The 11,714-nt window shown below is 67.0% G+C and carries 11 protein-coding genes; 8 read left to right on the top strand and 3 right to left on the bottom strand.

The window, feature by feature from the left end; all coding sequences use genetic code 11:
• Positions 1–10: 10 nt before the first annotated feature.
• Together ACFYM6_RS33845 and ACFYM6_RS33840 are read left to right on the top strand one after the other, a co-directional pair.
• Positions 11–745 (top strand): dienelactone hydrolase family protein, encoded by a 735-nt coding sequence (locus tag ACFYM6_RS33845; RefSeq protein ID WP_387281545.1) that lies wholly within the window; start codon positions 11–13, stop codon positions 743–745.
• Positions 746–982: 237 nt separating this feature from the next.
• Positions 983–1,507, top strand: coding sequence for a DUF1877 family protein (locus tag ACFYM6_RS33840; RefSeq protein WP_387281571.1), 525 nt, complete (start codon positions 983–985; stop codon positions 1,505–1,507).
• Between the two features lie 210 nt (positions 1,508–1,717).
• Here ACFYM6_RS33840 and ACFYM6_RS33835 read toward each other — a convergent pair whose 3' ends face one another.
• The gene (locus ACFYM6_RS33835; protein ID WP_387281570.1) at positions 1,718–2,284 is read right to left on the bottom strand and encodes a DinB family protein; all 567 of its coding nucleotides are present in this window, start codon (positions 2,282–2,284) and stop codon (positions 1,718–1,720) included.
• A gap of 607 nt (positions 2,285–2,891) precedes the next feature.
• Here ACFYM6_RS33835 and ACFYM6_RS33830 point away from each other — a divergent pair.
• The 5 genes from ACFYM6_RS33830 to ACFYM6_RS33810 all read left to right on the top strand — a co-directional run bounded on the left by ACFYM6_RS33830 (position 2,892) and on the right by ACFYM6_RS33810 (position 6,845).
• Positions 2,892–4,082, top strand: coding sequence for an NAD(P)/FAD-dependent oxidoreductase (locus ACFYM6_RS33830; RefSeq protein WP_387281544.1), 1,191 nt, complete (start codon positions 2,892–2,894; stop codon positions 4,080–4,082).
• A gap of 110 nt (positions 4,083–4,192) precedes the next feature.
• On the top strand, positions 4,193–4,480 hold the full coding sequence (locus ACFYM6_RS33825; RefSeq protein ID WP_387281543.1) for a sigma factor: 288 nt from the start codon (positions 4,193–4,195) through the stop codon (positions 4,478–4,480).
• A gap of 20 nt (positions 4,481–4,500) precedes the next feature.
• Positions 4,501–5,151, top strand: a complete 651-nt coding sequence (locus tag ACFYM6_RS33820) for a sigma factor-like helix-turn-helix DNA-binding protein (protein WP_387281542.1) — start codon at positions 4,501–4,503, stop codon at positions 5,149–5,151.
• Positions 5,152–5,186: 35 nt separating this feature from the next.
• The gene (locus ACFYM6_RS33815) at positions 5,187–6,218 is read left to right on the top strand and encodes a hypothetical protein (protein WP_387281541.1); all 1,032 of its coding nucleotides are present in this window, start codon (positions 5,187–5,189) and stop codon (positions 6,216–6,218) included.
• 18 nt (positions 6,219–6,236) lie between these two features.
• A complete protein-coding gene (locus ACFYM6_RS33810) occupies positions 6,237–6,845 on the top strand; it encodes a DoxX family protein (RefSeq protein WP_387281540.1) in 609 nt (202 codons plus the stop codon).
• 486 nt (positions 6,846–7,331) lie between these two features.
• Here the strand turns inward: ACFYM6_RS33810 and ACFYM6_RS33805 are convergent, their stop codons facing one another.
• Positions 7,332–8,174 (bottom strand): transposase family protein, encoded by an 843-nt coding sequence (locus tag ACFYM6_RS33805; RefSeq protein ID WP_387281539.1) that lies wholly within the window; start codon positions 8,172–8,174, stop codon positions 7,332–7,334.
• Positions 8,175–8,648: 474 nt separating this feature from the next.
• On the opposite strand from ACFYM6_RS33805, the gene ACFYM6_RS33800 reads away from it, so the two are divergent.
• On the top strand, positions 8,649–9,836 hold the full coding sequence (locus ACFYM6_RS33800; RefSeq protein ID WP_387281538.1) for an ISAs1 family transposase: 1,188 nt from the start codon (positions 8,649–8,651) through the stop codon (positions 9,834–9,836).
• A 579-nt stretch (positions 9,837–10,415) separates the two neighbouring features.
• Here the strand turns inward: ACFYM6_RS33800 and ACFYM6_RS33795 are convergent.
• Positions 10,416–11,714, bottom strand: a 1,299-nt coding sequence (locus ACFYM6_RS33795; protein WP_387281537.1) for a winged helix DNA-binding domain-containing protein, incomplete at its 5' end; no start/stop codon positions are given.

Below are 11,714 nucleotides of genomic sequence, written 5' to 3'. Positions count from 1 at the left end.
AGGAGAAGTCATGCCCACCAAGACGCTGCACATCCCCACTGCGGACGGCCAGGCCGACGCGTTCGCCGCTCTCCCCGACGCCGGCGGGCGACGTCCAGGAGTGCTGATGTACCCGGACGGCTTCGGCATCCGGCCCGTGCTGCGGCAGATGGCCTGTGAACTGGCCGAACACGGATACTACGTGCTCATCCCCAACGTCTTCTATCGGCACGGCCCGGCACCCGTGATCGAGCTTCCCGAGCACATCGGAAACGAAGCCCGGCCCGCGATTTTCGCCCAACTCATGCCCATGATCAAGGCCCACACTGCCGAACGGACCCTGAGCGACGCCGACGCCTATCTCAGGTTCCTCACCACCCAACCCGAGGTCAGTACCGGACCGGTCGCGGTGACCGGCTACTGCATAGGCGGCCTCATGGCGGTACGCACCGCTGCGGCCCACCCCCACCAGGTGGTTGCTGTTGCCGGATTCCACGCCCCCGTGGGCGCCGACGGGCCGGACGTCCTCTCCAAGCTCACCGCGCAGCTCCACTTCGGTCACGCCGAGGGCGACATAACTCCTGCGGCCCTCAAGGAGCTCAACGAGACCCTGAATGCCACGGGCGTCAGCTACACCTCCGAGATCTATCCCGGCACCATCCATGGCTTCACCATGTCCGACACCGACGCATTCAACCCGGCCGCACTGCAACGCCACTGGGACCGCCTGTTGTCCCTGCTTGGCAAGACCCTGACCACCGGCTGATCGTTCGAGTTGTTCTGGGGTCAGGCTGCCCGAGCGGCGGGCTGGCCCCAGAAACCTGAACGCACTACTTTCGGCAGTTCAGGATGCCCGAGCGTCGCGAAGCGCCGACCACCCGCAGTGAGGGGCCACGCGCGGCTGACGCGCACGGACGGCGGCAGAACAGTGCGCCGCTGGGTACCCGCTTTCGCCTGCTGTTGAGGAACTGTCGTGGCCGACATTTAGGCTGGCGCCGTGAGCATGAACGGTAACTGGCTGCGTGTTTCCCCGGACGAGCTGGAGCGGGCCAGAACCGACCTCGCCTGGGCCTACGAACTCGCCATGACGGCACGGGACGACAACTCCGAACGCTGGACCGCCACCGATAAGGCGTGGAACGGCCTCGATTTCCTACTCGACCGGCTTGGCTTCGAGATTCCGCTGGTCCTAGGAGCAGAGGCGTTCGTGGAGTTGCCAGACGTCGAACCCGACAGCGAGGAGATGTTCGATTTCCTGGAAAACCTCGAAGACGACTGGGGCTACGGGCCGCCCTCCTATCTGACACCGGTCCAGGTAGCGGCTGCGGCCGCGGGACTGGCCGCGCTCACGGAAGACGACCTCGTCTGCGGCGTCGACCCGTATGAGTTGAACCGGGCCGAGATCTACCCCGGGGCCTGGGAAAGACCCGGCGAACTGGCGTGGGTGGCCCACTACCTGCCAGGCGTCCAAAGCTACTTCGCTGCAGCCGCCAAGGAGGGCGACGCGGTGATCTGCTGGCTTGGCTGAGCGGCGGCTCAGCCCGCCAGAGCATCCCGAGTGGGTAGGACCGCTTCACGTACAGCTACAACGAGGAGCAGCCTATGCCGGCTGGTGCAGGAAGCCGCAAGGGCGATCGAAACCCGCAGCAGAAACCCTACGGAGGTGATGGAATCTCTCATCCCCGCGCGCACCGCTCGCGGCATGAGCGTGCACCAGATCGGAACGGCTACCGGGACGTCAGAGGTGACCTCGGCGGTCTTTCCATAGATAGAGGTCCCGCAGCAGGGATATCTCGGCGCCGTGGTGAATGACCTCGCGGTGTACGTGCAGGACGAGCTTCGCCATCGGTGCATCCGCGTACTCCGGCGGTGAGATGGCGCCTTGCGGCTGAGCTAATCCGGCTGCCCCGAGGTGGCGGACATCGCGGATCCACGCATCGTGCCCGTCGTCGAGCTGGCGCAGTGCTGCCTCGGCGGTGCCCGGGTAGGCGACGGCCCGATGACCAGCAAGCGAGCCATCGAAGTGGGGTGCGGTCGGTGGCCCAAACACGTCGATGAGGTGCGTCAGCCGCCAGGCGATCGTAGTGACGGGCGCGCGGTCGTGTGGCGGGCTGACGTCGTCCAAGGTGAATTCGCCTGCGCCGATCGACGTCGGCGCAGCACTCTGGCCGCGCTGGCTGAGGGTCCAGGAGCCCGGGACCGGCTGCCAGAAGTACTCGTCATCGGTCAGCCCATCCAGCCGCGGCCGAAGCTGATGCTGCCAATGCCACTCAAGTTGGTCGACCAGCTCTGCGTTCCAGTCCACATCCACCGTGCGACAGTAGGGATTGACAGGCGACCTGATCAAACCCACGACGAGACCGTCAGGGCCCCGAAGCAACCTACAAGGCGGCACTTGCTCGGCTCGACCAGTCGCGGACAGCCGGGACCAGCGGATTGCGGCAGATGAGCGCGCAGGTAAATAGATGCTGATTGAATTGGCGTGCCCTGTCGAGTTCGGCTGGCAAGCCTCGCCTTGAGGGCAGGATGCGGCAGCCCCGTCGGGTCAACCGGGGGAGGTCATGAATGGCAGACATGCCATGGCGAGAAGCCACGCCAGGCCGGCATTTCCATGACGGTCAAATTACCCTGCTAGCAAATTAGGCCGTAGTTCAACCATTTGACGCTGAAATCTGGACCGGCCGCCAGGCCAGCCCACCCTCTGCCGGTGGCCGCCCTCGCCTACGGGCGAAGCAGCTGTCCTCGCGTTATTCGCCCACCGCAAAGGCATTCCGCGGGCTCTCCAACCATCAGTACGTCGATCGCACGGCGAGCCCACAGACCGAACGACACTGTGATCTGCTTCACAAGATGTCAGGATTTCCTCTATGCGGGTGTCTTGTTCTCGACCTGCTCGGATCGAAGGAGACATCATGGGCAAGAGCACCGAAGTAGTCGTGGTCGGCGGCGGATACGCCGGCGTGATGGCCGCCAATCGGCTGAGGCAGCGCGACGACGTGGCCGTGACCGTGATCAATCCGCGGCAGGTCTTCGTACCACGGCTGCGGCTGCACCAGCTGGTGGGCGGGACCCACGATGCGGTCGTCGACTACCAGGAGGTACTCGCCGAGGGTGTCCGGCTGGTGGTCGACAAGGCCACCCACATCGACGCGACCGGGCGCACCGTGACCCTCGCCGCGGGTGGCAGCATCGGCTACGACTACCTGATCTACGCGGTAGGCAGCCTCAGCGGCGGACCACAGGTGCCGGGCGCGGCCGAATTCGCTTATCCGGTCGCGACTTTGGAGGCCGCACAGCGGCTGCGGTCGGTGCTCTTCGACACGCCTATGACGGCCACGGTGACGGTCGTCGGGGGCGGTCCGGTTGGTATCGAGACCAGTGCGGAAATCGCGGAACAGGGTCGCAGTGTCAGGCTGGTCTGCGGCGGTGTCGTCGGCCCGTACCTGCACCCCAGCGCTCGGCGCACAGCCCGCAAATACCTCACCAAACTGGGCGTCGAGGTGATCGAAGGCCCAGACACGTCGGTCACCGCGGTGAGGTCGGGAACCGTCGAACTCGGTGATGGCCGCACCCTGGCGAGTCAGGTCACCATTTGGACTGCGGGTTTCGGTGTGCCCGATCTGGCCGACCGCAGCGGGTTGCGCACCGACGCCGCCGGGCGGCTGCTCACCGACGAGACACTGACCAGCATCGACAGCGATCGCATCATCGCGGCGGGCGACGCGTCGGCGCCGTCGGACCTGCCGTTCCGGATGAGTGCCTACATCGCCGGATGCCTGGGCGCCCACGCCGCCGACACGGTGCTGGCCCGGCTGGCGGATGAGCGGCCGGCGCCGATCGACCTGGCATTCCAGGCCATGTGCTTCAGTTTCGGCCGCGGCGCCGGGATCTTCCAACTCCTTCATAAGGACGACACAGCGAAGCGGTTGTACTTCACCGGGTTCATGGGCCGCAAGCTCAAGGAGTTCTCCTGCGCCGCCAGCGTCAAGCACCTGATGACCGAGGCGCACAAGCCCGGCTCGCACCACTGGCCGAAGGATGGCGAACACCGGCCCGCCCTGCTACGAGCCCGGAATGCGAACGCGACGACACCGATCGCGTAGACGCCGGTTTCGCCGCTGTCACCAGCGGAACGATCTGCAGCGTTCGCATCGGGAACGCCGCACCTCGTGCGCCCGTGCCGGCCGCACGACCACCTCCAGGAGAGGAATTCATGCACACGACAGGTGAATCCGGCGCCCCCCGGCGGGCCGAGGGCGAGACCCCGATCCTCGGCGGCGGTGACCACGCCACCCTCGCGGCGACAGAAGTGTTTGTCGCGCACCGCAATCTGCTGTTCACCGTCGCCTACGAGATGCTCGGATCCGGAGCAGACGCCGACGATGTCCTCCAGGAGACTTGGTTGCGCTGGGTCGGTGTCGACGCCGCCCACATCGACGACCCGCGCGCCTACCTGGTTCGCATCACCACCGGCAGGCGCTCAACCGGCTGCGTTCGGTGAAGCGCCGCCGGGAGGCGTACGTGGGCTCCTGGTTGCCGGAGCCGCTGCTCACTACTCCGGATGTGGCCGCCGATGTGGAACTTGCCGAAAGCGTGTCGATGGGGCTGATGGTCGTGCTCGAGACCTTGACCCCGACCGAACGAGCGGTATTCGTCCTGCGCGAAGCGTTCGGGTTGGGCTATGACGAGATCGCGGCCGCGGTGGAGAAATCCCCCGCCGCCGTGCACCAGATCGCCCACCGCGCCCGCCGCCACGTCGAAGCCCGCCGACCGCGCCGCGCGGTCACCGCGCGCGAAGCGCAAGCGGCTGTCGAGGCGTTCCAGCGCGCGCTCGAGACCCGGGACCTGCAGGGCCTACTCGACGTACTCGCCCCCGAGGTGGTGGCGATCAGCGACGGCGGCGGCATCAAGCAGGCCAGCCCACGGCCCATCATCGGCGCGGACAAGGTGGCGCGGTTCATGGTCGCGGGCCTCACCAAGCACGACGTCGCGCTCACCGTCGAGCCGACCGCGATCAACGGCAGCCCCGCATTGGCGCTGCACGTCGATGGAGAACTCGACGGTGTCATCGCGGTGCGGGTCGAGGACACCCGCATCACCGGTCTCTACTTCGTCCGCAACCCACACAAGCTGACCCACATCGACACCGAAACCCCACTCACCCTGCGCTGACACCGGCCACGACCCGACCGTTCAAGGGAGTAGACATGACCACGCGGGCACCGCTCGCCACCGACACGCTTCCGTCACGATGGCCGACCCTGGCAGGAGCGGTTGTCGTGCTCACGACGATCACCGGCGTATTGCTCATCGCCTTCGCCTGGCCGTCGGTGCGGTCCTCGGTGCACGATGTGCCGATCGCCGTCGCCGGGCCGACCGCCGCGGTCGCCCAGGTCCGCACCGCGCTCGAGCAGCGTGTGCCGGGTGGCTTCGACATCACCGAAGTCGCCGACACCGCGAGCGTCGAACAACTCATCCGCGACCGGCAGGTGTACGGAGCTATAGATCTCAGCTCCGGAACCCCGCAGGTCATCGTCGCCTCCGCCGCCAGCACCGCGGTCGCCCAAACCCTGCAGACCATGGCGACCGGACTCGGACGGGACGGCAATGCCGGTACGCCGGTGGCGGTCCGCGACCTCGCCGCCCTGCCCGCCGACGACCCGCGCGGCGCCGGCCTGTCCGCCGGCGCCCTGCCGCTGGTCATGGGTGGCCTGCTCGCCGCGGTGCTGCTGACCAGGCTCGTGCGCGGCACCGGTCGCCGCGTCGCCGGGGCTCTGGCCTTCGCGACGACCGGCGGCCTAGCCGTGGCGGGGATTCTACAGTTCTGGTTCGGCTCGCTCAGCGGCTCCTACCCGGCCAATGCTGGTGCCGTCGCACTGAGCATCGCGGCAGTCTCCCTGACCGTTCTCGGGCTCGAATCGGTGTTCGGATACGCCGGAATCGGGATCGGCGCCGTCATCATGATGCTCATCGGCAACCCGCTCTCGGGGATGGCCACCGCCCCCGAAATGCTGCCCGGCTGGTCCGGCGCGCTCGGGCAGCTGCTGCCACCCGGGGCGGGTGGTCGGTTACTGCGATCGACCGCCTTCTTCGACGGCCGCGGCGCTACCGCCGCCGTTACTGTCCTCGTCGTCTGGGCCACACTCGGGGCATTGCTGTGCCTGATCGGCGGCCTGCGCGCACACCGCGCCATCTCGAACCCTGAACGCACAATTCGAAAGGATTATCAGCAAGCGTAATTCCCAAACCGTCGCCACATGACCCGTAGCGACAAAGACAACGCGATACTCACCGAGTTCTTCGCCGGCCTGCCCGACAAGTTCCGAGTCGCCCCGGCACGGATGTGCTGTGCACCAGGACGACTCGCAGTCTATGGCAGATGGTGGGCCGCTATCTCCCGCGAACGGCATGGTCTGGCAGCCCGTCGGCGACGAACGGCTCGGCGGATCGACGGCCAGCCCGCCTCGCCCGCCCCTGAAAGGAAGCTCATGAACCTCGCCCTTTGGATCGTTGCCGGGCTGCTTGCCGCCCTCGCCCTGTTCAGTGGAGCCACCAAAGTGTTCTTGCCCAAGTCCAAGCTGGACGAGTCAACAGATTGGACCGAGAGCGCAAGCGTCGGTTTCGTCAGAACCCTCGGGTGGCTCGAGATCCTGGCCGCAGTGGGCCTGATCCTGCCCGCAGCGCTCGACATCGCACCGGTGATGGTGCCGGTGACCGCCGCCTGCTGGATTTTGTTGATGATCGGCGGAATGATCATCCACGCCCGCTACGGGCACTACAAAAACGTCACGCTGTGTCTTGTCCTGCTCGCTGCGGCCGCGTTCGTGGCCTGGGGCCGCTTCGACCTCGAGCCGTTCACCGGCTGAAGTGCGGCAGTCCGGCTTGCGCAAGCGAATCCGCCCAGGCCGCGAAACCGCCGCGAACTCGGAGCGTGTAACGCTGTTCGTACCACGTGCCGAGCGGCGGCGACCAGGTTCGCACCCCTCGTCACTCGGTTCATGCGGCAGAAAGGGACGGAACCAGTCTGACCACCAACGCAGAGTGATGGGGCGTGCAGGGCGAGACGAGCACTCGCACCAAACGAGTACGAAACCCTGCCAGTCCCTGGCAACGGTCAGATTCGTCTGCCGCTCGCGTCGATCAGGTAGCCGTCCGCATCGAAGTCCGGATCCGTCTGCTTGATCCACTCTCGGAAGGTGTCGTCGTCGTAGTCATCGACCTCGTCCTGCTCGTACAGCTTTGCCAGGTGCGAGTTGATGTAAACGAAGTCGTCGCCGAACTTCTCCTGAATGCTGTAGACAGCGTGTTCGCTGGTAGAGAATGCCTTGCGCCTGAAGCTCAGTGAAGTGATCTCAACAAGATTCGGGTAGGTATTTGTATTCGAAATGAGTCAGGTGCAGCGCGGCGGCGACGATATCGCCGGTCCGGCCTGGGCTGGCGGTGGTGTGGCGTAGCGTCTTCCAGCGTCCGATCAGGATGGCGAAGCCGCGTTCGCCTTGCCAGCGCAGCCCGCGCAGCAGCCGGTTGTAGGCGCGGTTGTCAGGTGCGAGCCGGCTGCCGTCAGCAGGCTGCTTGACCGGAGTTTTGATGCCGTGACCTGCGCCTTCGTAGCCGGAGTCGGCCAGGGCGGGCAGGTCCAGTTCGGCGGCGGACCAGTTCAGCGCAGCGGTCACCCCAAGGTTGCGGGCACAGCTGGTGTCGTGCAGGTGCCCGGGCATCGCCGCCGATGTCCAGATCGGCAGTCCGTCCGGGCGGATGACCGCTTGGATGTTCGCGCCGAAGTCTCGGTGCTTTCCGGAGTACCAGGCGTCGATGGTCTCGCCCTTGACCGACAGGGCGGTCTCGGTGAGCCGGTCGCAGTCGAACAGCTTCCCGTCGAGGATCACGTGGGACCAGCCGTCGTCGGCGACTCGGCGCAGCGCGGTGTGCAGGTCCTGCGCCTGCGCCGCGAGCACGGCGATGCCCTCGTCGCGGTAGCGGTACGCGGTCGCCCGGGAGATGCCGAACCCGGCGCCGAGCAGGGTGATGTCCTCGGCCTTGCGGAACCAGACCAGCACCAGCAGTGCCTGGTAGAAGCAGGTCAACGCGCGGGTGCCGCGCCGTGTCCCCTTGGCTCGGCGTTCCGCGGCGAGCAGCCGGCCGAGGTACTGCACGAGTTCCCTCGGGACGTCGACCATGGCACGATATGCGATCACGTGGGGTCCTCACCGTGTGGGTGATCTTGTGGTGAGAACTACCTACCGAGGACCTCACGTCCACTTCCACCGCTGTCCGGACTGAGCGCCTTCATCCGTGTCGCACCAATCAACACATTCGCGTCGCTGAGATCAGCTCAGTAAGTATCCATGTGGCAACGGATTTATTGGTTGGATCAGTCATGGAGGACTCATCACAATCCATCACGCCCAAGGCTCGTCGCCTTTGAGTGCGGACATCCAGGTTCTCTCAAGAAGGGCTGTCTTAGGTGATGAATCGCTAAATGACCTGGACATCCGAGAAATCGACACGCCCTACCTGCCCAGGGCTTTGCGTAGTCGATTGAGGTGTGTCTGACCTGGTCGTACGTAGGGTCGTGGCCTGTGTGGAGGGTGGCGCGGGACGGGTGCGGCCCCGCCGGTGATCATGGAGTTGCTGAGACAACATGACACCGACAAGGACCACACCCGCGCATGTCATCATCGCTGATCGACGTGATCCGTCAGCACACCCCCACCCCGACCGACACCACGGCTGCCGGCCGTGAGGCGTATGGCCTGTTGACGGCCCTGGCACGAGTTCCTGACCCGCGCGACCCCCGAGGGGTTCGGTATCCCCTGGCGAGTGTGCTCGCGGCCGCGGTGTGCGCGGTCATGGCCGGGGCGAGCACGTTCGCCGCGATCGGCGACTGGGTCGACGATCTCGATGCGCTGGCGTGGGGTCAGCTCGGGTTCACCGGTCGGGTGCCGGTGTTGACCACGGTGTGGCGGTTGCTGGTCCGCGTGGACGCCGAGACGTTGACAGCGGTCCTCGCCGACTGGCTGTGCTCCCGGCTGTCGGCGCCGCCGCCGGTGCGGCGGGTCATCGCTGTTGACGGCAAGGTGGTGCGGGGCGCGGTCCTGCCCGAGGGGCGGGTTCACCTGCTGTCGGCCTACGACACGTCGACCGGTGTGGTCCTGGCGCAGGTCCAGGTCGCGGCGAAGTCGAACGAAATCCCGGCGTTCGCCCCGCTGCTTGAGCAGGTCAAGGCGCGGCTGGGTGGCCTGGCAGGTGTCGTGATCGTCGCGGACGCCCTCCACACGCAGGTCGCCCACGCCCGAGCCGTCGCCGCTGCCGGCGGGCACCTGTACGTGTCGGTCAAGGCCAACCAGCCGACGTTGTTCACCCAGCTCAAGCGGCTGCCCTGGGCCGATGTGCCGGTCGGGGACCAACACCGCGACAGCGGCCACGGCCGCCGCGAGACCCGGACCGTCAAGGCGCTGACCCTCCAGACACCCGGCGGCATCGGCTTCCCCCACGCCCAACAGGCCGTCCGGATCACCCGCACCCGCACTGTGGCCGGCAAGCGCACACGCGAGACCGTCTATCTGGTGGCGTCACTGCCCGCCGCCCACGCCCAACCTGCTGACCTGCAGGAATGGGCCCGCCTGGAATGGCACATCGAGAACCGGCTGCACTGGGTCCGCGACGTGACCTTCCACGAAGACGCCCACCGAGCCCGCACCGGCAACGGACCCGCCGTAGCAGCGGTCCTACGCAACACCGCCATCGGATTCCACCGCGGCAACGGCGAGACCAACATCGCCAGAGCCACCCGACGCGCCAACCGCCGCCCCCACGACCTGATCACCACAGTGACCAGCTACCCGACTACGCAATGACCCTGCCTACCTGCCGCGCACTCACATCGGCATGTCCGGACGTTTCTCGGGACGCAAGTGGTCACGATCCGTAACGCCCAGATCGCGGCATGTGCGGATGGGACAGCCGTTGTCTCTGGCTGGTAGACATACCGCCGTGGCCGAGAATCTGCCAACGCCGACTTCGCCCTGCCCTGCGTGTGGTGGCACGCGTGTGGCTACGGGCGTACGTACCGACATAGACCAGCAGAGCATCCGGTTGTGGCGGCCATCGCGGCGAGGATGGGGCACTCGAGACGTGACGTCAGTCCGCGCTTTGGCCTGTGTCAGTTGTGGCCTCGTAACGCTCCACGCGGCAGACCTTCCCCGCCTCCAAGCCGAGGCGGCTAAGCATCCTGAGCTGTTCAGGTGGGAGGATTAGCCGGGCCAGCACATTCTGCTTGTTGATCCATGCCCGCATCCGCTCATCGGCTATGTGGGTATGCCGGCCGAGTCAGCATCTCGTGACGCCGCATAGCGCGCGGACCGCGGCATGCGCGGGCGTTGTCGGCGCTCGCGGACCGATCGCTATGTGTCCGGAATCGGTTGGCGCTGGCGTGGTTAGGCGTGGCCGCCGACGGTCACCGTGCCGATGGTCAGCTGTGGTCTGCCTTCCAGGATCTCCCCGATTCGGTCTACCTGGTCGTCGAGATCCCGGCGGTCGGTGACGGTGAGCGTGGTCAACGGTTCGACCGTGATGTGGAGCTTGCGTCCGGAGCGGCGGAGGTGCCAGATCCCGGCAACGGTGCCGTCGATGAGCAGTACCGGGAAGTTGCCGGCTTGGCCGCCGAAGAGTGCGCGTTGCGCGGCAGATCCGGGAAAGAGTTGCTCGCGCGGGTGGCAGCCGACGGTGTAGGCGTCGAAGTATGGCAGTAGCCGTACCCCGTGCGGTGGCACGGGTGCTGGCGCGGTGTCGCCGGCTGGGACCCAGGCGACCGTGCCGGCGACATCGACGTGTTGCAGTTCGTCGGCGAGGGAGTCGAACAAGTGGGTCGCCCAGCGGCGGGGCGCGGACAGCCATTGCGCGAACTGCTGCGGTGTGGCCGGCCCGTACGCGTGCAGGTAGCGGCGGACCAGGCCGGCGAGGGCGTCGGGTGCCGGTGCGGGCCGGAGTCCTGGGAGCCACCGTTGCGGGCTGGTGTAGGTGACCTTTCGTCCACGGTTCGGGCCGAAACAGAGTGCCCCGCGGTGTGCGGCAAGGTGTATCGCCTGTCGCCAGCGCGGCCACATGCCGCCGAACCCGGGCACGACCGGGTCGGCGGCCCAAGAGCCGGTGCGGGCGGCCACCGCTGCGGTGAGTTCGTCGATGGTCAGTTCTGCGTCGGCCAGTGCTTCCGCGATCGCCGAGACGACCTCGTCGCTCTGCTCTGGGGTCAGCCGCGCGTCGGCGGGCAGGCTGTTCGAGGACGGTGGCAACGCGCCGAGCGCGCCGGTCCACAGCGGCAGCTCACGCGTCGGCAGCAGGTGCACGGTGCCTCGCGGCCCGAACGTCTTGACCAGACTACGTTCCTTCCACAGCGCGTCTCGAACGTCGTTACGGGTGATGCCAGCGACGCGCAACCCGATGGACACCTCGGCGGCGGAGAGCACTTGAGCGTGCGCGCCGCACATGGCGGCCACGGCGTCGGCTGGCCGGCCGTGTACCGGAGCGGACAGTCCGTGCCGGTCGAGCCGCCGGCCCCATACATCGGGCCAGGACAGCCGCGGCAGCATCGTCGAAAGGTTGGTCATCGAGCGCGTCTCCCGGGCGTCGTGGTTCGGGTGGGCGTTCCCAGGCTTCGGATGAGCCCGGAACGTGCCGTCTCGTCGCCCGGATCGGGCGGTCCGGGCGACGAGACGGCCGGCCTGGCTGGGTGCGGT

The sequence above is a fragment of the Micromonospora sp. NPDC006431 genome (assembly GCF_042870725.1).
Lineage (GTDB): Bacteria > Actinomycetota > Actinomycetes > Mycobacteriales > Micromonosporaceae > Micromonospora.
Note: the sequence above shows the minus strand (reverse complement) of the source record. Positions and strands in the feature narration are given on the sequence as shown.